The organism is Candidatus Cryosericum odellii, assembly GCF_003570935.1.
GTDB classification, from domain to species: domain Bacteria; phylum Caldisericota; class Caldisericia; order Cryosericales; family Cryosericaceae; genus Cryosericum; species Cryosericum odellii.
Genome location: NZ_QXIU01000203.1, coordinates 1 through 18,670, shown reverse-complemented (window position 1 = coordinate 18,670; position 18,670 = coordinate 1). Strand labels below are relative to the sequence as shown.

20 protein-coding genes and 1 rRNA gene are annotated in these 18,670 nt (G+C 58.4%); 8 read left to right on the top strand and 13 right to left on the bottom strand.

Going from position 1 to position 18,670, the window contains the following annotated elements; translation table 11 throughout:
- Nucleotides 1-46 precede the first annotated feature (46 nt).
- The 4 genes from SMC5_RS08255 to SMC5_RS08240 all read right to left on the bottom strand — a co-directional run bounded on the left by SMC5_RS08255 (nt 47) and on the right by SMC5_RS08240 (nt 2,377).
- The gene (locus SMC5_RS08255; RefSeq protein WP_119120329.1) at nt 47-259 is read right to left on the bottom strand and encodes a hypothetical protein; all 213 of its coding nucleotides are present in this window, start codon (nt 257-259) and stop codon (nt 47-49) included.
- Between the two features lie 405 nt (nt 260-664).
- Nucleotides 665-1,423: a type IV toxin-antitoxin system AbiEi family antitoxin domain-containing protein gene (locus SMC5_RS08250; RefSeq protein ID WP_165849042.1), complete on the bottom strand. Its 759-nt coding sequence runs from the start codon at nt 1,421-1,423 to the stop codon at nt 665-667.
- A 302-nt stretch (nt 1,424-1,725) separates the two neighbouring features.
- A complete protein-coding gene (locus SMC5_RS08245; protein WP_119120327.1) occupies nt 1,726-2,079 on the bottom strand; it encodes a HigA family addiction module antitoxin in 354 nt (117 codons plus the stop codon).
- Between the two features lie 16 nt (nt 2,080-2,095).
- Nucleotides 2,096-2,377, bottom strand: a complete 282-nt coding sequence (locus SMC5_RS08240) for a type II toxin-antitoxin system RelE/ParE family toxin (RefSeq protein WP_119120326.1) — start codon at nt 2,375-2,377, stop codon at nt 2,096-2,098.
- 374 nt (nt 2,378-2,751) lie between these two features.
- Here SMC5_RS08240 and SMC5_RS08235 point away from each other — a divergent pair, with 374 nt between their 5' ends.
- The gene (locus SMC5_RS08235) at nt 2,752-4,002 is read left to right on the top strand and encodes an ATP-binding protein (RefSeq protein ID WP_119120325.1); all 1,251 of its coding nucleotides are present in this window, start codon (nt 2,752-2,754) and stop codon (nt 4,000-4,002) included.
- Nucleotides 4,003-4,126: 124 nt separating this feature from the next.
- Here SMC5_RS08235 and SMC5_RS08230 read toward each other — a convergent pair whose 3' ends face one another.
- The 5 genes from SMC5_RS08230 to SMC5_RS08210 all read right to left on the bottom strand — a co-directional run bounded on the left by SMC5_RS08230 (nt 4,127) and on the right by SMC5_RS08210 (nt 9,294).
- On the bottom strand, nt 4,127-4,885 hold the full coding sequence (locus SMC5_RS08230; RefSeq protein ID WP_119120324.1) for a DUF1906 domain-containing protein: 759 nt from the start codon (nt 4,883-4,885) through the stop codon (nt 4,127-4,129).
- A gap of 306 nt (nt 4,886-5,191) precedes the next feature.
- Nucleotides 5,192-6,226, bottom strand: coding sequence for a RhuM family protein (gene rhuM, locus SMC5_RS08225; protein WP_207799164.1), 1,035 nt, complete (start codon nt 6,224-6,226; stop codon nt 5,192-5,194).
- Between the two features lie 445 nt (nt 6,227-6,671).
- Nucleotides 6,672-8,306, bottom strand: a complete 1,635-nt coding sequence (gene murJ / locus SMC5_RS08220; RefSeq protein WP_165849041.1) for a murein biosynthesis integral membrane protein MurJ — start codon at nt 8,304-8,306, stop codon at nt 6,672-6,674.
- Nucleotides 8,307-8,435: 129 nt separating this feature from the next.
- Nucleotides 8,436-8,969, bottom strand: coding sequence for an ImmA/IrrE family metallo-endopeptidase (locus SMC5_RS08215; protein WP_165846341.1), 534 nt, complete (start codon nt 8,967-8,969; stop codon nt 8,436-8,438).
- Entirely contained in the window at nt 8,959-9,294 is a 336-nt protein-coding gene (locus tag SMC5_RS08210) for a helix-turn-helix domain-containing protein (RefSeq protein WP_119120320.1), read from the bottom strand. Before SMC5_RS08210 ends, SMC5_RS08215 begins: the two co-directional genes overlap by 11 nt.
- 231 nt (nt 9,295-9,525) lie before the next feature.
- Between SMC5_RS08210 and SMC5_RS10795 the strand changes: the two genes are divergently transcribed.
- From SMC5_RS10795 to SMC5_RS08190, 4 genes are all read left to right on the top strand, one after another.
- Nucleotides 9,526-9,858 carry a sigma-70 RNA polymerase sigma factor region 4 domain-containing protein gene (locus SMC5_RS10795; protein WP_165846340.1) on the top strand — a complete coding sequence of 111 codons (333 nt, stop codon included), beginning with the start codon at nt 9,526-9,528 and terminating at the stop codon, nt 9,856-9,858.
- The gene (locus SMC5_RS08200; protein WP_119120318.1) at nt 9,855-10,097 is read left to right on the top strand and encodes a hypothetical protein; all 243 of its coding nucleotides are present in this window, start codon (nt 9,855-9,857) and stop codon (nt 10,095-10,097) included. Before SMC5_RS10795 ends, SMC5_RS08200 begins: the two co-directional genes overlap by 4 nt.
- Nucleotides 10,098-10,303: 206 nt before the next feature.
- On the top strand, nt 10,304-10,690 hold the full coding sequence (locus tag SMC5_RS08195) for a DUF6922 domain-containing protein (RefSeq protein WP_119120317.1): 387 nt from the start codon (nt 10,304-10,306) through the stop codon (nt 10,688-10,690).
- Nucleotides 10,680-11,348: a hypothetical protein gene (locus SMC5_RS08190; protein WP_119120316.1), complete on the top strand. Its 669-nt coding sequence runs from the start codon at nt 10,680-10,682 to the stop codon at nt 11,346-11,348. Before SMC5_RS08195 ends, SMC5_RS08190 begins: the two co-directional genes overlap by 11 nt.
- Nucleotides 11,349-11,400: 52 nt before the next feature.
- Here the strand turns inward: SMC5_RS08190 and SMC5_RS08185 are convergent, their stop codons facing one another.
- The 4 genes from SMC5_RS08185 to SMC5_RS08170 are packed head-to-tail and all read right to left on the bottom strand — an operon-like array spanning nt 11,401 to nt 15,550.
- The gene (locus SMC5_RS08185; RefSeq protein ID WP_165849040.1) at nt 11,401-14,001 is read right to left on the bottom strand and encodes a hybrid sensor histidine kinase/response regulator; all 2,601 of its coding nucleotides are present in this window, start codon (nt 13,999-14,001) and stop codon (nt 11,401-11,403) included.
- Nucleotides 13,988-14,596: a cysteine hydrolase family protein gene (locus SMC5_RS08180; protein WP_119120314.1), complete on the bottom strand. Its 609-nt coding sequence runs from the start codon at nt 14,594-14,596 to the stop codon at nt 13,988-13,990. Before SMC5_RS08180 ends, SMC5_RS08185 begins: the two co-directional genes overlap by 14 nt.
- A gap of 29 nt (nt 14,597-14,625) precedes the next feature.
- Entirely contained in the window at nt 14,626-15,087 is a 462-nt protein-coding gene (rpiB, locus tag SMC5_RS08175) for a ribose 5-phosphate isomerase B (protein WP_119120313.1), read from the bottom strand.
- Between the two features lie 4 nt (nt 15,088-15,091).
- On the bottom strand, nt 15,092-15,550 hold the full coding sequence (locus tag SMC5_RS08170; protein WP_165849039.1) for a divergent PAP2 family protein: 459 nt from the start codon (nt 15,548-15,550) through the stop codon (nt 15,092-15,094).
- A gap of 128 nt (nt 15,551-15,678) precedes the next feature.
- On the opposite strand from SMC5_RS08170, the gene SMC5_RS08165 reads away from it, so the two are divergent.
- The 3 genes from SMC5_RS08165 to SMC5_RS08155 form a co-directional block, all read left to right on the top strand.
- Nucleotides 15,679-16,155, top strand: coding sequence for a hypothetical protein (locus SMC5_RS08165; protein WP_119120311.1), 477 nt, complete (start codon nt 15,679-15,681; stop codon nt 16,153-16,155).
- Between the two features lie 219 nt (nt 16,156-16,374).
- On the top strand, nt 16,375-17,001 hold the full coding sequence (locus SMC5_RS08160) for an epoxyqueuosine reductase QueH (protein WP_119120310.1): 627 nt from the start codon (nt 16,375-16,377) through the stop codon (nt 16,999-17,001).
- A 444-nt stretch (nt 17,002-17,445) separates the two neighbouring features.
- A 16S ribosomal RNA gene (locus SMC5_RS08155) occupies nt 17,446-18,670 on the top strand; the annotation flags it as partial.

Below are 18,670 nucleotides of genomic sequence, written 5' to 3'. Positions count from 1 at the left end.
TTGCAACAACTGAACTTCTCTCAAGCTCGCCATCGGCGAACACCTTTCACAAATGGCGCGATATGACTGATTTGTCTCGTTCAAAAAGGGTGGCCATCTGATCCAGATTCAACCAGACCGTGTCGTGTTCAAGCTGCACATCCAGTTTCGCCGTACCATCGGGAGCGTTGTACAGGATGATCTCGCCACCACGAGCGCCGGCAATCGGCGAGAAGCTCTTGTCTTGTTCTATCAGGTCATGTTTCCGCTTGTTCGGCATCACCTTCCTCCTCACGTTCGGCGTCAACTGTCGAAACGGCGACGCCACTGTTTTCGCATACTAATAGTATAGCATCATTAACAAAGGCTAGCCACGAGCAGGGTGGAATACGTAGGACGATATGTGAGACACTGCTCAATAGACACTTGGTGGTACATTGAGAAGGACAAAGGCTGGATTCCCGCCTGCGCGGGAATGACGGACCAAAGGCAAGGGATGGATTCCCGTCTCCGGGGAGAGTACCCCTCAGAAGTACCCCTCGCATGGGAATAAAGTGCTCGGGGGCCTTACACTGAAGGGCTCGGGGGGAATGACGCGTTTCTTGTCGCCCCCGCGGAGGCGGGGGTCCATGCGTCGAAACAGGAGTGGATTCCCGCCTGCGGGGGAATGACAGGCCAACTGACTCTACTCTGCATTGACGATGTCCTCCGTGGCGACATTGATGTAAAGGCGCGTGGAGCGTGACAGGATCTTGTGTGGGGCAGTGGGATCGAACCATGCATATCCCGCGGTTGAAGCGACCGGGATGCGTGCAGCAAGCCAGGACGGATGCCAGTCGAGCAGCTGGGCAAGGACAAGCAGCCGGCGACGCACAACGTCACTGTCATAACGAAAGGCTGCATGCGCCATGGCGACCGGTGATAAGACATGTGTGCCCGCCTTGATAGCCTTGGCGACCTCGACGATGCCGCCGCACAAGTCGAGACGGTCGAGGCAGTCGAGAATGGTCTTCTCGGGAGTCGTCACCGTTATCGTACCGTCTTCGGCAGCGAGAGACGTGATGCCCCAGAAGCGGGACGGCTGTACGTGGACAATGCGTACTTGAAGTTCCCGGATGGACGTGGTTATCGTTCTTCCTGGCGTCGGCGTCTGGATGATCACCGTGGGGGGAAGTTGCTCGGTGAGGTGGTGGTAGCCGAGGGCCGTCCAATACGCAAGCGCGGACGGTTGGACTACGTGCAGCGCTTCCACGAGATCGAGAGGGTAGGAACGACCCATGACGTGCAACGAGTAGACGCCGCGTCGCAGGCGGGTTGCCCAGCCACGCTGAACCCACCGGCGGGTCTCCACCCAGACGCGTGAGTCCTCCCACTGGCTGACGCGTCGTACATCATCCACACTGAACACAGATGGGAGCCTTGCCAGCACCTCACGTGTCGTCATGTTCTTGTCACCGTATGCATCTGACATGCTGATACTATACACAAATGTATAGTTATAGCAAGTGAAATGCAGAAAGTGTGTATATCATGGGGGCATACTTCATGTTCCGTGATCTGTTACGCGCGAGGTGCGCAGACAAGGACAAGACTGGATTCCCGTCTGCGCGGCAGAACGCCCCTCAGAAGCGCTCCTCGCCTTACACTGAAAGGCTCGGGGGGGAAAAGGACGGACCAAAGGAAAGGCTCCCCCGGAGGTTTGTGTCTCCGAGGGAGCCTCTTGGCTGTTTCCTTAATAGTTGCGTGTTACGGTAGACCGAGGATTGGGAATCCTGTGCTACCAGCAGGCCGGTCTCTCTTTGTTGGAGCGACGGACGTGACCGGAGTAATCCTGGCGATCTCCCTCTTCACCTTCGGGTCCGTGGTGAGAAGGTCATACTGTACTTGCAAGTTCATCCAGAAGGAAACAGTAGTACCAAAGTACCGGGAGAGCCTGCGAGCAGTATCCAGGCTAATGCTGCGTTTGCCGTGGATAATCTCTGAAACGCGAGTCGGCGGCAATTTAGCATCACGAGCCAAGCGATACGCTGTAATGCCATATGCATCCAAAAACTCACTCTTCAGAATCTCTCCGGGTGTAGGTTCATGCAGTGTGTTCATAATGTCACCCCCTAAGCTAGTGATAATCAGTGATCGATACTTCTGTAGCTTCACCATTGTTGAAGTAGAAGCAGATCCTCCACTGGTCGTTGATACGAATGGACATCTGCCCCGCTCTGCTGCCTTTGAGTTTCTCCAACCCATTGCCTCTCGGTACATCAAGATCAATCCAGGATGATGCCGCATTGATCCTCCGAAGCTTATTCAGAGCCGCCTGTTGAATGTCCGGCGGCAGCTTTGACGAAAACCGCTTGTTCCACACCTTTTCCGTCTCTTTGTCGCCGAAGGACGTAATCATGGCAGCATGATAACGTTAGGCGTTACTATTGTCAAGCGACAGTATAAAAGAAATGTGTGTTCAAGGTTCACCTCATTCTTCTATCCATTGTGATTGGGGTCAGCTGGTAAATAGGCACGCAGTGGTACATCGGCGAGATGAAGGGATGGATTCCCGCCTGCGGGGAGAAGCACCCCTCAGAAGCGCCCCTCGTATTGAAAAGAAATGCTTGGGGGCCTTGAAGAACGCCTCGCATCTTGGACAAAAGGATGCGAGGGACAAAAGGGCTCGGGGGAATGACGGGCAAGGGAGGGACAATTCCGCAAATATTAACTTATTGCGGAAGGCGACTCCGCAAATATTGACTTATTGCGGAGGATTGGTACGATAAGGGTATGAAATCTCTCAATGAGCTTGGTGAACTGCAGCTGCATTCGCGCGACATAGCACGCCGCATCACGCCATGGCTTAAGGAGCACGAAGCGATTGTGATCTCTGGCGGCCGCCGGACAGGCAAGACCTCCCTGATGTACCTGCTGGGACAGCAGATGTCGGGCCCGGCCCACGTGCTCGACATGGAAGTTCCCGAGGATCGCGACATCGCCCTGGCTGGGCCTGACGCGCTGGAGCAGGTGACGGGCGGAGGGACGGTCTTTATCGACGAGATCCAGCATCTGCCGGACTTCCCGCGGTTCATCAAGCTGTGCGTCGACTATCACCCACACCTCAAACTGGTCGTCTCCGGGTCGTCATCGTTGGCAATTGCCCGCGGGTTCAGCGACGAGTTGGTCGGGCGCATCGTGATGTTTGAGCTGTCGGTCCTGTCCTTTCGGGAGTATCTTGACTTCAGGGGCTACGGGTCGCTGGCGGGTGTGAAGACGGCGCAGGGAGAGGTGTTGCCACAGGTCGACGGTCTGTTCAGCGAGTATCTCCAGTACGGTGGTTACCCCCGCGTGGCGCTGCTGGCAACGGCCGAGATGAAAATGCAGTACCTTGGCGACCTCATCCGCGTCTACGCACAGCGCGATGTCGACGCGCTGACAAGGATTGGCGATGATGCTGCATTCGAACGGTTCATTCATGCCGTGTCAGTGAGTGCCGGCTCGATGGTGAACGTCCGTGAGATTGCGTCGGACATCGGTGTCTCGGACAAGACGCTGGCGCGCTACCTGCAGATCCTGCAACAGCTGTATCTGGTGCACCTGGTGCCGCCGCTGGCGCGCAACGTCCGGTCCGAGGTCAAGCGGACGCCCAAGCTATACTTCGGTGATACCGGGCTGCTCAATTGGGCTCGTGGCAGTTTCCTATCCATCGAACAACGAGGGGATGCCGGCGCTATTGCCGAGAACTATGCGTTTCTCGCGCTGAGCCGTACCCTCCGACAGGGCGAGCGACTGCACTACTGGCGCAAGACGTCTGGTGCCGAGGTCGACTTCGTCGTCGCTGACGGCGACCCGCTGCCGGTGGAGGTCAAGTGGAGCGGTGACCCAGCTCCTGGACATGGGTTCACCTCGTTTCTCGAGCAGTATAAGCCACCTCGGGCTGTCGTCCTGACGCGCGGCGTCATGCGGTCTGGAACCGTTGCATCTGTTCCGGTGGAATACCGGCCATTGCAGACCTTTGAATTGGGGTCAGCTGGTAAATAGACACCCAGTGGTACATCGGCGAGATGAAGGGATGGATCTCCGCCTTCGCGGAAATGACAGAACTTCGCCAGAGGGACGGCGAATGTACCACCCTGAACTAATTACCAGCTGACCCCAAAGGCTTCTATATCTTTCCGCAGGCCTTCATAAGCGCCCAAGCCAAGATGTTGTAATCCACTTGTCCGTTCCAATCTACGGGAGGGGTCATGATGCCCTGGTCGATCGCCCATTGCTGTGCCACAGAGAGCTTGGGCGTGGGCTGAACCACGGGCGCAGACACCGGGGCTGGAGCAGGGACGGGAGCAGGAATTCCCCAGGCCCCGAAGTCGGCCTGCTTCGATTCGTTCAAATCCACGGATGCGCCACCAACCGTCTGGCCGTTACTATATTGGAGAATGTGGCTATGAGTTGAAACCTTCCCGGCCGACCACGCATACGTTTGCCAAAAGAACCGCGCTGAACCATTCGTGAAGCATCGCTCTACAACAGCATAACTGCCATAAACCCCGACGCGATTGGCCCCGATACTGTCGGCAGCACCACGGAGGTACTCATCAATAGCTGCCTGACCTGCCCCTGTGGTTTCGTAGTCTACCGCAAAGTAGACAGGCCTGATGTCGGGAAAGCCGACTGATCGAGCCTGAGTGAGTGCCGTCTGCCCATCAGCTTTGCCGGCGGCATGCCCTTCTTTCGCCCTCCCCGCATATTGCTCGTAAACAAGCACCAGACCGAGTCCATGAGCGCGTATCTGGTCAGCCTCAGTTTTGGTTATGAGCTTGCTTCCGCCATCGACAGCGAGATACCGCGCAACAAAGCTATAACCCTGTTGTTTGACCGTGTCTAGATTGGGCCGTCCAAACGAGTAGTCGAGTCCTTTTGTCATGTTATCCTCCTATGACGTTCCTATTATGGATTCCATGACACAATTGAGGTCAGCTGATAATCAGCGGGCATCCGCCACTTGTCTCCCGATTCGTCTTGCCCCCCCGAGCATGTTGGTCCAATGCGAGGGGTGCTTTCGGCGCAGGCGGGCATCCAGTCCGTTCCACGTCGGTGGATTCCCGCATAAACTCTGGGAGCAATCAGCGATTTCGGGATCGAATTGCCAACATGAGGGTTAAATTTCTGACAGGCAGACATCCAAAATTTCTGGTCAGAGGACGTCTAGATATTTTCCTTGCGTTACTTGTCATGAGACTGTCCCTTTTGGCCGTTCGGTGAGCAGGTTTGTCACGATGTGGACAATGACGTCCTTTTCATCCGGCTTGCTTTCTGCGATCAACAGCGTCGTAGCCACGAGGGCGGCGTCCGAGAACCGGCGTTCGCCAGATGCGTCGTACAAGGCATTGTTCTTGTCAAGGAACCATAGAAATAGTGCAGCCCCGATGCGTTTATTTCCGTCAAAGAACGCGTGGTTCTTCACCACGAGGTATAGCAGGTTGGCGGCTTTTGCCTCGACGCCCGGGTACAGATCGGTACCGTCCCAAGTTTGTATCACTGCGCCCAGCGCGCTCTGGAGGCTGTTGTCTTTCTCCCGTCCAAACAGCTCCGAACCACCGAAGCGTCCTCGCAGGTGCTGCACGATGCGCACTGCCTCATTGTACGTCAGGGCATGGATGACTGTTGTGCCAGTAGCAGGAGCGACCACGCGCTGATAGTCGTAGTCATCCAGCAAGTCGAGCGCGAAGCTGTACTCCCCTACGACGTGCAGGAGTGCTGTTGCCTCATCTCCTGTCAGTTCTCGCCGATTGGCAACATCAGCAACCAGGCGGACGGCCTGATTGAGCTCCTGCAGGCGTCGCTCGTTGACGGTATAGCCTTTCAGGAGGTGCTCGCGCAGTACGTTCGTAGCCCAGATGCGGAACTGCGTGCCACGTTTTGAGTTGACGCGATAGCCGACAGAGATCACGACGTCCAAGTTGTAGAGGGCCACTGGTCGGTCGGCACCAGCAATGTGCATTTTTTGCACATTGCTGGTGCGATCCAGTTCACCTGAGTGGAAGATGTTCGTCAGATGCTTGCTCAGTACACTGCGCTCCGTGTCGAACAGCAGTGCCATCTGTTGTTGACTCAACCAGACCGTGTCGTGTTCAAGCTGCACATCCAGTTTTGCCGTACCATCGGGAGCGTTGTATAGGATGATCTTGCCACCGCGAGCGCCGACAATCGGCGAGGAGCCCTTGTCTTGTTCTATCAGGTCTTGTCTCCGCTTGGTCGGCATCATCTTCCTCCTCACGTTCGGCGTCAGCTATCGAAACAGCGACGTCACTGCTTTCGCATATTAGTGTAGCATCATTAACGAATTGTAGCCACGGGAAGAGTGGAATACGTGGGACGATATGTGATACGCTGCTCAATAGACTAGGGTGGTACATTGAGAAGGACAAAGGCTGGATTCCCGTCCCCGACAGAAACATTCGGGAACTACACCCCTCGCATTGGAAAGAAATGCTCGGGGGATGACGTTCCTTCGCCGAGAGCACCCCTCAGAACGCCCCTCAGAAGTACCCCTCGCATGGGAATAAAGTGCTCGGGGGCCTTACACTGAAAGGCTCGGGGGCATTGAAAAGAAATGCTCAGGGGTATTGAAAAGAAATACTCGGGAAATACGCCCCTCGCCTTGAACAAAAGGGCTCGGGGGGGAATGACGGAATTTCTCGGAGACTGGTTTACCTGCCTCGCAGTCGATGTGCCAGTCCCGTGAACCGGCTCTGGATGGTCTGCCACCCGTCGAGATGCAGGGCGATACTGCACACGACGTAGGCAAGGGCGGCGACGATGCAGACGGCCATGGTGCGGATGACCAGAGGGATGAACGCTGTGATTGGGCTGATCCACCTGAGGCCCAGCCAGGCGATGAGCCCGACGGGGACGGTTGCCAGCAGCGTCCTGAGCATCTGGGTCCAGAGCGGGTAGGTCGGGGTGGCGCGGTTCTCCGTGCGAAAGTAGCGGCGCAGGAGGAGAGCGTAGATGGCTGTGCCCAGCGTGACGGTGATGGACGTCGCCAGCGCGATGCCGGCAGCCCCCAGGTACCTGCTGAGGATGATGTTGCCGGCCATGTTGGCTCCCACGATGCCCAGACCGATGAGCAGAGGCGTCACTGTGTTCTTGAACGCATAGAAAACCATGGCCAGGACGGGCGCAATTGCCTGGAATACGAGACCCAGGGCATACATCTGGACACAGGAGGCCGTGATGGCGGTCGCGGTGGCGTCGAAGGCTCCTCGCTGGAACAGCAGACGGGTGATGGGTGTTGCCAGGACGACGATGCCTATGGACGACGGGATGACGATGTAGGCGAGAAAGGCCACAGTGCGGCGTACCTTGTCATCCATGGCATGCAGGACCGAGCCGTCCACAGCCATTGACGAGAACGAAGGAAAGACGGCTATGGCGATGGGACTGGCAAGCAGGGTGATGGGGATGGTCCAGACGCGACCTGCGAAGTCGAGTGCGGCAATTGCCCCCTCTGGCAGGCGTGAGGCGACCCAGCGGTCGACCATGACATTGAGGCTGCCTACGCCACCCGCGAGCACCAGCGGCATGAGCAAGGCGGCAAACTGCAGGATAGCCGGCCAATCCATATGCCGGACGTCGAAACGCTTCAGGAAGCCGTACCTCTTGCTTGCCAGCAGGATGACCAACGGGACGAAGTCTATGACGGCCATTGCTGTCTGGCCCAGTGTCCAGGCCCGAATGCCCATACGGGACGAGAACGCAAGCAGGCAAGCGACCAAGGCGACATTGCCTACGAGAGTCCAGAGCAACGCTACCAGGAAGCTGCTCTCGGCCTGCAGGAGGCCGGTGAACAGGCCAGTCATGATGAGCATGAAGCCCATGGGGACGAGGAGACGGGTCACCTGGACGGCCAGCGTGTAGCGGGCGCCCTCGAAGCCGCTGGCGAAGATGTGCACCAGTTGAGGGGCAAAGACCCATACGCCGACGCACACGAGCGCGAAGACGATGCCCCATACCAGCGTCACCTGGTCGACCAGCAGGCGGGCGCGTTCCGGGTCCTCCCTCTTGTGGCCCAGATACCAGGGCACGATGAGTATGCCGAGTCCTCCGGCGAAGAGGCCGAGCACCAGGCTGGGGACCATCATGCCGATGAGGAAGGCGTCCGTCTGGCCGGTGGCGCCAAACTGGCGTGCGATGACCACCTCGCGGGCGAAACCGACGAATTTGCTGAGGAATGTGACCACGGCGATAAGCACCGCCGCCTGGGCCACCGACTGGTTGTGCAGGAGGTGGATCAGGGACGATCGGCGTGACGTATTCGTTTTCTGGTCGTTCTCGGACAACACTGTGGTGCCTCCCCTTTTGGAGATAACCTTAATAGTATAGCGGCGTGACCGGGCACTGTCCAGCTATATGGGGTCAGCTGGTAAATAGGTACCCAGTGGTACATCGGCGAGGTGTGGCAGGGTTGCTGACTAAGTCCCCTTCGGGAGGCACTCAGCAATCGAGATGCGCGCCGCTGTCAGGGACACGTCATAGGTGAATGCCATGCGCCGTGCCAGCTGGTCGAGCGTTGCGTCGGACGGTCCTGGGCCTCCGGCATGGGCCTCGATGAGCACTGCGACAGTGGCAAGGACTGCTGCATGCGGGAGCAGGAGTTCGGCCGCGAAGGCGTCACAGACATGCTCGCGTCGGCACTGGTCGGGCAGGGCGTCGAGATAGCGCCGCAGGAGGATCTCGCTGAGCTCGTGCGCCAGGGTGAACCGATAACGCGCCGGCTCGTCGCGCCGCAAGCCTTCCCGGATGGCGGTGTAGGCCTCACCATGTTCAAACACAGTACAGCCCAGCACGCCCGTCGTCAGAGGGAAGTCGTCGAGGGAGGTGCACACATCGTCAGCCAGTGCGTCCAGGTCGGCGACGGTTGTCCCTGCGATGGCCCGGGGAAAGTGCTCGCGCACGTGCTGAGCATACGCTATCAGGCGCGGTGAGAGGCACGTTCTAGCCGCCACGCTTGCCCCGTTCTGGCCGGGTGCCCCGGATATAGGAGATGAAGGCGTTTACGGCCTGGATGTCGGTGGGGGACAGGTCTCCCTGGTGACGCAGAGCCACGTCCAGTTCGTCCCGGGGCTCCATGGGCTGCTCCTCCCGCATGAGATCGGCCACCTCGACGCCAAACGCGGCGGCCACCTTCGCGGCGGTCCGCAAGTTTGACGACTCCCCCTCGAGGATATCCCCGACGGCGCCGGGCGAGATGCTGGCAGCTGCTGCCAGCTCCCTTTGACTCCAGCCGCGTTGTGCAAGTAGTGTCTGGACATTCTCCTTAAACCCCATCATCTGCTCCTTTCACATTGAATGAGGAATCACATGCGCTTCAGTCGTGGCAAGCCATGCCGTGAACCGGGGCTCCACCCACGTGACACCGCACTGGAACCGTCCTGCAGCATCCTGCTGTGGTGGTGTCTACCATATTATACACGACAGCGTAAAAAGTACACACAGGAAAATGTAGGAAGTACTTGCGTTGTTCACAGATTGTGTAAAATAATCCACATGGGGAGGGATTGTGTGAAACGAAAGGATGCCTGGTTTGTACCACTGTATGATGGTCTGCGCCCTGCCATCGTCGGCATGGCGCGCCGCTACGCCCGGACGTGGGGGCTCGACGCCGATGACCTGATCCAGATTGCCGGCTATGCCCTGTGGTCTTGCTGTGGCCGGTACCAGGGCCGTCCGCTCGACGAGCAGCTGCGTATCGGCAACACTGTCGCGAGGCGGACCATGCTGCACTGGTGCGACCACGAGGGCCGTACACCCACGCACCTCGGCACGGCGGGGACGTCGCCGTGGTTCACTGCCGGCACCGGTGACGCCTTCCTGTCACCTCAGGAGGAACAATGAGCGACCTCACCGTACACCGGACGAGTTCGGACATCGCGGGACGGGTCACCCTTGGCCTCACCATGATCGACAGCCGGAAGGCTGCCATCATCCGTGACCGTTATTGGCGCGAACGCACGTGGCCGATCATCGCTAAGGAACGTCACTGCTCGGTCACGACGGCTGTCAAGCGTTTCAAGCAGGGCATGGACGACCTCAGGCGCGCCATCCTGCTGGTCGAGGGCAGGTTGCCTTTGTGATACGCTGCTCATTAGCTCAGGGTGGTACATTTGCCACCTGGCACCGAGGGACACCCGTCGCAAGGGGCAGTCTGGTGCAGTAACCAACTTCGTACTCATGAACGTCCGTTCTGAAGAGGAAAAACGTCAATTGTACATATCTTGCTATACAAGAACCCAGTTGACTTGTATAGCAAGATATATATGATGCTCGCAGGAGGCACCATATGAGCATCACGATCCGCAAAACGGGGAACAAGGAGTATGCGTACATGGCGCACCGTGATGGGGCGCGCATGGTCCAGTCCTACATCGGTCCGCTCACTCGGCCCGAGGTACGGCGGAGAGTCGACGCGGCGCAACGGGCTACGACGATGTCCTTGCATACTATGCGCCTGTTCGCCGGTGTGGATCCCAGCACCCTCTCCCTGCAGAGGGATGCCGCTGCCATCATCGCGTGTCTGCTGGAACAAGGAGACTTGGAGGACCTGCGGTGGCTCGCCGGCGTCTACCCCGAGAGTACTATCATCGATGTTGTCCTCTCCGCGAAGGACGTGTCGGCGAGGGCACGCAATTTCTGGATGGTATGGTTTGAGGTGCCCGATGCATCCTGAGTGCGTGGAAGAGAAGGCGCGTATCCTGATGAGCCGAGTGGGGCCGACCCTGGGCATGCATGGAGGGGTCTTGGCAGGGGGGACGGGGTTGGCGCTGCACCTGGGGCACCGGATTTCTGGCGACTTGGAGTTTTACACTCAGCAGGTGTTCAGATCGTCCGGCATCCTCGAGGAACTGCGGGGATTTGCCGGCATTGTGGAGACCGTGACGATGGGAGACGACGCGATGACCGTGCAGGCAGACGGCGCCCGGCTCTTGCTGATGCAGACCCTGGCGCCCTTCGGGGAGCCCACGACAAGGCTGAATGGTTGTGATGTGGCCGGTGTCGTGGATATTGCAGCCATGAAGCTGCTGGCTGTCAGTCAGGGCGGAATGCGTAGTGACTTTGTGGACTTGTATACTGTTCTCCAGACCGTCCCCTTCCGCAAGGTTGCACGCAATGCTCTGGAGCGGTATGGAGTGACCGCCCTCGAGCCGCTGGTCATCGGCAAGGGGTTTGTCTGGTTCGAGCGCGCCAACGTCGAGGAGGACCCCGTCTACGTCGGGACTCCTGTCACGTGGAACCACATCAGGGACTTTTTCCAGTCGAGTTTGCGGCAGTTCGTGTTCGACCTCGACGCCGAGCGGCAGACCCTGGAACGGGGTTATAACGGGTAAGGGCAGGGCTGGATTCCCGCCTTCGCGGGAATGACGGAAGCCCGCGGGATGTCTAGTGCTGCGTGTTCAGCGCCTGTGCGACGGCAACCGACAGCTCGTATGGGTGAAACGGCTTCTGGACCCAGCCGGTGAACCCGGCAGCAGTCGCTTCCGGCAGACGCCCATCGAGGCCGAAACCGGTGGACAGCACGGCGCGTGTCCCACTATCGATGTTCTTGAGTGCCTTCAGGGTCTGAATGCCATCCATGCCGGGCATGTTCAGGTCGATGACGATGAGGTCAGGGCGCCGCTCCTGTGGCAGCGTTGCAAGCAAAGCCACTGCGGCGTCACCGGAAGAGCATTCGTCAACGTCGTAGCCGAGTTGCCTGAGGATGTCGGCTGAAACCTTCCGGACGACATCCTCGTCGTCGACGACAAGAATGCGTCCATGACCAGGAATAAGTTCCTGCTGACTGTCGCCGGGTTGTGCTCCTGCAGTCTGCGTGAATGGCAGATACATACGGAACACTGCCCCCTGACCTTCTTCAGAGTATACATATATGGTGCCACCGTGATTGCGGACGATCCCGTAGACCATAGCCAGTCCCATGCCGGTCCCCTTGCCTACGCCCTTGGTCGTGAAGAACGGCTCGAACATGTGTGGCATGTTCTTGGCAGGAATGCCGCACCCTGTGTCTTCGACATCAATCAGCAGGTACCATCCTTCGCGAATTTCCGGATGGAGCCGGCAGAACGAGGCGTCCAGATGCACGTTCCGCGTTCTGAAGGACAACGTACCCCCGTTGGGCATCGCATCTCTGGCGTTGATACCGAGGTTCAACAGGACCTGCTGCAACTGGGTGAAATCGCCCATGACCGATGACTGGGCTGCGGTCAGCTCTTCAGTGATTACAATACTGCGTGGGATGGTCCGTTCCAGCAGGCTGTGCACTTCATGGATGACCGTATGGAGGTCGACGGGGACGTCCCCGATCTTCCCTTTGCGTGCGAAGCCCAGCAGACGGCGAGTGAGGTCGGCTGCCTTTACGGCTGCCTGACTGATGGTGGCTGCGGCTTCTGCCTCAGGTGTGCCCGGCGGCAGGGAGTACATCAGCAGGTCCGTGTAGCCCATGATGGCAGTCAGCAGGTTGTTGAAGTCGTGGGCGATGCCGCCCGCCAGCAATCCGATCGCCTCCATCTTCTGACTCTGACGCAGTTCCTCTTCCTGGTGGACCTCTTCGGTGGCATCATGAATGACGACACAGTACCCCCCGGCCTGGCCTTCGGGCTGGCGAATAGCGCGCACAGTGACACGCAGGGTCAGTGGCGTCCCGTCGGAACGGGTCATGGTCAGCATTCCTGTCCAAGGTTGTCCCGAAAGCATCGCTGCGGCGGCACGTCGATGGAGTTCTTCAGAGCCCGGCCCGGCAGGAAGCTCAGCGAGTGTCTTCCCCAGGATACTCGCAGCAGGTACGCCCAGGATGTGCTCCACCCCCTGGTTCGCGTACTGCAGCCGTTCGTCTTCGTCGAGGATGACGATTCCCTCGGACACCTGGTTCATAGCATTCAGGATCAGCGTGTGCTCCGCCTCGGCAGCAAGACGTTCCGAGATGTCGGTGAAAATGACCACGATGGCCGTCCTGCCACCAGTCTCGGCGAGAGAGAGGCGTGCCTCGACGGGATAGGTCGTGCCATCCCGGCGCTGCGCGGTCGTATGCAGCATAGCGGTTGACCGTATACCGGCCCGAACGAGCTCAAGTGCCTCGGCGAGATGCTCGGCCGTCATCTCGGGCGCTACGTCGACCGGTTTCATCTGCTGCAGCTCATCCAGGGAGTACCCCAGATTCTGCTGTGCCCGCTTGTTGGCCTGCATGAACGAGAGGGTGTCGCCGTCAACAACGTAGATTTCGTCGGACGATTCGTCGACCGCCCGTCCCAGCTGTGCTATTTCGGCTTCGCGGGCCTGTCGCTCTGTCACGTCGCGGATGATGCTGATGATCACTTGTTCACCGTTGTAGTCGGCGCTGTGGGCACTCACCTCGACAGGGAACGCCGAACCGTCCTTGCGCATATGTGTCGTCTCGAAAACGATGGATCCCTTGACCGCCTGGGCGAACTGGGCGGAGATGGTCCCTCTCGCCTCCGGGGCCCGCAGGTCCTTTATGCCCATCCCCAGCAGCTGATCATGGGAGTAGCCATATGCCGTGCAGGCGGCTGTGTTGGCCTCGCGGATGCTGCCATTGGGAGCGATGAACAGGATGATGTCGTGTGTGTTCTCGGACAGCAGCAGGTACAGGAGCTGGGCCTGTTCGGCCAGCACACGGTCCGAGATGTCACGGACGACACAGACGAGGCCCCCGTCGGGAAGGAACGCGAGAGAAAGCTCCTGGGGAAACAGTGACCCATCGCGGCGCTTGCCGACCGCTTGACCTTGCCAGTAGCCCTGGCTTTGCAGGACGGGGAAGACCTGCTCGTCGATGAAGTGCAGCTGTTCATCATCATACAGGATGCGCCAGGACTGCCCGATAAGGTCCTCGGCGTGCGCAAAGCCGTAAGCGGCGGCGTGTGCTGCATTGGCGTAGACGTACAGCCCAGCGGCATCCAGCAGGGCCATGCCATCCATCGAGGCATCGAGTGCCTGACGGTACAGCTCCCATGTCTCATGGGTACTCATGTCTACCCTCCCCATCCGATAGGTGGCCATCAGCGTCACCCAGTTGCTGTACCATCGTGACGATCTCGCCTGTTGTCGTCACCTGGACATACGTTCCGTTCAGCGCCGCCAGGAAGGCTCGCTGGACCATGGCCGCCGGCACGGTTTCTCCGGCAAACGCCAGGTCCCGGGTGGCGCACGCGTCCGCTGCGACGATGCACTCAAACCCGTAGTCGCAGGCAGCGCGCGCCGTCGCGTCGATACACATGTGCGTCATCATGCCGCAGATGACCAGATGGGAGACCTCGCCCGTCCGCAGCAACTCCAGCAGGTTCGTGTCGCGGAAGCTGTTGGGATGATGCTTGCAGACGACCGCTTCACCGGGCAGGGGACGAATACTACTGTCGAGACTGATACCGGGAGAGCCGGGTCTGAACGAGGTCGCTTCGAGGTCGAGAGAAACGTGCTGGATGAAGATGGCGGGCAGGTGGTTGTACCGGAAATGGGCGAGCAGCTTCTTGGCCTGAACGGCTGCTTCGACCGGGCCATCCAGCGGCATGGCGCCACCCGGGAAGTACTCCTTCTGGATGTCGACGAGCAGCAGAGCCGTTTTCACTGGTCAGGTTGCAAATGTACCACTTGGACCTATTTACCAGCTGACCTCAAAGAACAGTCCAGAGCGGCGATCTTGTCGAGGCGTGGCTGGTGGCGCCCGCCCTGATAGGTCGCGTTCAGCCAGGTGACGACGCAGTCGAGCGCGATCTCCTCGGCCGTCGTCCGACCGCCAAGCGCGAGCACGTTGGCATTGTTGTGTTCTTTAGCCATCCGTGCCGTGTAGCCGTCGTAGACCAGTGCGCAGCGGATGCCGGCGATCTTATTGGCCGCGATGCTGGCGCCGATGCCGGTACCGCAGATGGCGATGCCGACTGTGGTTGGATCTGCTACGACCTTGCGGCCCACCGCGGCTGCGAAGTCGGGATAGTCGACGGGATGCTCACCGCTGTCGGTGCCCAGATCTTCGACTTCATAGCCCTTGAGCGTCAATGCGTGGATGAGGAACGACTTGAGGCGAAATCCGCCGTGATCGGAACCAATGATAATTTTCATGTACTCACCTCGGTCTGAGGAATGGGATGCGAAGAGACAGCAGCGCAACGAGCAATCCAAGCGCTATGCCTCCGACTACTTCGAAGAAGGAATGTCCGACAAGCTCGGTGAAGTGCTTATAGTCGAAGCTGTCCCCCCACTTGAACTCTTCGAACATGGCATTCAGGGTCCGTGCGTGCTTGCCGACTTCCTGGCGGACGCCCGAAGCGTCGAACACGACGACGCCGCTGAAGATCACGCAGATGGCAAACAAGGGGGATGCGAAGCCCTGGGTGAATCCCACCATCGCCGTCAGGGCTGTGGCGGTAGCGCTGTGCGAGCTGGGGAAGCCGCCGCTGGAGAGGAGAAGGGGCCACTTCCATTCATGATACTCGCCGTAGTGGATGAGCGGCTTGATACCCTGTGCAACGAGGTTCGCGATGATTGCGACAATCAGGATCTTGTTGTCCCAGAGATTGTTCACGCTCACCCCTTCGGCTGCCATTGATAATCCACACGAAGAGTATACAGTGATGAGGTAGTTTGTAAACGCGAACGTTGACAGCGGATCGCATCAGTGCTTGCGCCGCTCACGTCCATAGGAGGATACCTGTGCCAACACTTGTTTCGACAACAACAACGACTGCAGCTCCAGCCACCCCGACGAGTACCGGGCCAAGCTTTTTCGTCCTGCTGCTCGCCGGTCTTGCCGTCATGTTCCTGGGCAATTTACTGGGACGCTACCTGTCCAAGACCACCAATAAGACGGTCAGCCGCAAGCTCTATTTCTTCATCACCATCCCGATCATGATTGTCTTTGTGCTCATCGTGTTCGTGCTGGGCCGGAGCCTGTCCACGATCGGACAGTACATCCTGTTCGCCGTTTATATCCTCGGCTTCTCGATCCTTGGCGGATACGTCGAGGCTCCACCCGTGCCGACACGCAGCAGTGGACCGTCGTCCAGAGATGCGAAACCCAGCGATCAGCTGCCGCACGTGACGACGGGCAGTTCCACCGTCGACGGCGAGGGTAAGGACATCACTCAGGACTCCCCTGTCGACGACAAGACGGAGCACCACCATCACTGATCCTTTGTGATACGCTGCTCAATAGCCCCCCGAGGATTTTTTCTCAATCCAAGGGGTGCTTTTCCCGAGCATGTTTCTTCAATGCGAGGGGTGCATCTATCAAGTGGTACATTCACACCAACCCCGCTCCCGAGCGGGGTTTTTCATTGCCCGTGAACCAGGTTGTCCGGAGTGGGCCCTGCCATTTGCAGACATCGGGGACTGGGGTATGATACAGGTATGGAACAAGTGTTGATGCATATCTGCTGCGCCCCGGATGCCACGGTGCCGGTCCTGCGCCTGCGGGCCAAGGGGTATGAGCCGGTCGGGTTCTTCTACGACCCCAACATCCACCCGAAGGAGGAATACGAGCTCCGCCTCGACCAAGCCCGCAAACTCGCCGTCATCGAGAACTTTGAGCTCATCGTCGGCCCGTACGAGCCCGAGCACTGGTTGGCGGCGACGCGTGAGTTCTGGGACGAACCCGAGGGTGGTCTCCGGTGTCCCCGGTGCTTCGGGGTCCTGCTCGACGCCGCGGCGCACAAGGCAGCTGAGCTTCAGATACCGGTGTTCACGACAACACTCCTCATCAGTCCCCATAAGGACGTACATGTGCTGGAACAGGTGGGGCGCGAAAAAGGGGCACTGTATGGGGTCGCCTTCCTACCCGAGGCGTTCCGTAAGAAGGATGGTTTCCGGGAGTCGGTCAATCTCAGCAAGGAGTACGGGCTCTACCGCCAGAACTACTGTGGCTGCCTCTACTCCAGGATAGAGTCCGAGCAATGGCGCGCCGCACACCCGCACGGCAGTTCCTGGTCGCGAGAGGACCCGAAGGATGGTTCTGGGAAAGGCGTGTCCCGTGGATAGGTTGGCTCAGGGTTTGTTCACGGTTGGTCCGGCACGGGCGTCCGCCCGCATCTCCTGATGCACGTTTTTGTGCGGCTCTGTCGGGGAATTCGGTCTGCTCCATGCTTTGCGCTTGACACTCCTCTTGTTTAGCGTATATTTACATGTGTTCGGTTACAGCAGGTCTCGCAGGAGCCCCCGTGAACGGAAGTACGAAAAGGGTTTGCTCTTGACAGACCAAAGCAATCGAATAAAATTAAGTTTCGTCGCCCCACCCCAAGGGTGTCCGTCGACAGCACGGCACGCGCAGTTGGTACCTTGAAAACTAGACAGTGAAGAGAACGGGTTGAAAGACACAATAGGTGTGTTTTTTATCCGACAAGGAAAGTCTTGAAGTACAAGACAATCCCTGTCATTCCTTTGTATCGATTCTTCCTTCGGGAAGACAAACAAGAGAAACACAGATTTTCGAAGAGTTCGATCCTGGCTCAGAATGAACGCTGGCGGCGTGCTTTACACATGCAAGTCGAGCGGAGTCAGTTCCAAGGGGCAACCCGAGGAACTGGTTCAGCGGCAAACGGGTGAGTAATGGACAGGTAACGTACCCCCTAGACGTGGATAGCTCATCGAAAGATGAGATAATACGCGATAATGTTGCAGGGCGATGGCTCTGCAAAGAAAGCGGGCGCAAGCTCGCGCTTCCGGATCGGCCTGTCTCCTATCAGCTAGTTGGTGGGGTAATAGCCTACCAAGGCGATGACGGGTAGCTGGTCTAAGAGGATGGTCAGCCACATTGGAACTGCGATACGGTCCAGACTCCTACGGGAGGCAGCAGTGGGGAATCATGGTCAATGGGCGAAAGCCTGAACCTGCGACGCCGCGTGAGTGATGAAGGTCGTAAGATCGTAAAACTCTTTTCAGGGACATTAAAGCTCCGGCTCTAACAGAGCCTGGAGTATGACTATCCCTGGAATAAGCCCCAGCCAACTACGTGCCAGCAGCTGCGGTAATACGTAGGGGGCGAGCGTTATTCGGAATTACTGGGTGTAAAGGGTATGTAGGCGGCCTCACAAGTCGCGTGTAAAAGTCCAGCGCTCAACGCTGGGTTGGCACGTGATACTGTCAGGCTTGAGGGCTGGAGAGGTGAGCGGAATTCCCGGTGTAGTGGTAAAATACGTAGATATCGGGAGGAACACCAGCGGCGTAGGCGGCTCACTAGACAGTTTCTGACGCTAAGATACGAAAGCGTGGGGAGCAAACAGGATTAGATACCCTGGTAGTCCACGCCCTAAACGATGGATACTTGGTGTTGGGGGGTTGCCCTCAGTGCCGGAGCTAACGCGTTAAGTATCCCACCTGGGGACTACGGCCGCAAGGCTAAAACTCAAAGGAATTGACGGGGGCCCGCACAAGCAGCGAGGTATGTGGTTTAATTCGACGCTACGCGAAGAACCTTACCTGGGCTTGACATGCTTGAGAAAGGACCAAGAAACTGGTCCCCCCATGACCGCAAGGTCATGGCTCATCCACAGGTGCTGCATGGTTGTCGTCAGCTCGTGTCGTGAGATGTAAGGTTAAGTCCTTGAACGAGCGCAACCCCTGTCGCTAGTTGCTAACCCGCAAGGGTGCACCCTAGCGATACTGCCAGCTAAAAGTTGGAGGAAGGAGGGGATGACGTCAAATCCTCATG

Bases quoted from the DNA above. Each gene is read 5' to 3' on its own strand.
- SMC5_RS08160 (WP_119120310.1), top strand. From the start codon at position 16,375: ATGGAACAAGTGTTGATGCATATCTGCTGCGCCCCGGATGCCACGGTG.
- SMC5_RS08235 (WP_119120325.1), top strand. From the start codon at position 2,752: ATGAAATCTCTCAATGAGCTTGGTGAACTGCAGCTGCATTCGCGCGAC.
- SMC5_RS08190 (WP_119120316.1), top strand. From the start codon at position 10,680: ATGCATCCTGAGTGCGTGGAAGAGAAGGCGCGTATCCTGATGAGCCGA.
- SMC5_RS08240 (WP_119120326.1), bottom strand. From the start codon at position 2,377: ATGATTACGTCCTTCGGCGACAAAGAGACGGAAAAGGTGTGGAACAAG.
- SMC5_RS08245 (WP_119120327.1), bottom strand. From the start codon at position 2,079: ATGAACACACTGCATGAACCTACACCCGGAGAGATTCTGAAGAGTGAG.
- SMC5_RS08230 (WP_119120324.1), bottom strand. From the start codon at position 4,885: ATGACAAAAGGACTCGACTACTCGTTTGGACGGCCCAATCTAGACACG.
- SMC5_RS08210 (WP_119120320.1), bottom strand. From the start codon at position 9,294: ATGATGGGGTTTAAGGAGAATGTCCAGACACTACTTGCACAACGCGGC.
- SMC5_RS08185 (WP_165849040.1), bottom strand. From the start codon at position 14,001: ATGAGTACCCATGAGACATGGGAGCTGTACCGTCAGGCACTCGATGCC.
- SMC5_RS08250 (WP_165849042.1), bottom strand. From the start codon at position 1,423: ATGACGACACGTGAGGTGCTGGCAAGGCTCCCATCTGTGTTCAGTGTG.
- SMC5_RS08200 (WP_119120318.1), top strand. From the start codon at position 9,855: ATGAGCGACCTCACCGTACACCGGACGAGTTCGGACATCGCGGGACGG.
- rpiB (WP_119120313.1), bottom strand. From the start codon at position 15,087: ATGAAAATTATCATTGGTTCCGATCACGGCGGATTTCGCCTCAAGTCG.
- SMC5_RS08255 (WP_119120329.1), bottom strand. From the start codon at position 259: ATGCCGAACAAGCGGAAACATGACCTGATAGAACAAGACAAGAGCTTC.
- SMC5_RS08195 (WP_119120317.1), top strand. From the start codon at position 10,304: ATGAGCATCACGATCCGCAAAACGGGGAACAAGGAGTATGCGTACATG.
- rhuM (WP_207799164.1), bottom strand. From the start codon at position 6,226: ATGATGCCGACCAAGCGGAGACAAGACCTGATAGAACAAGACAAGGGC.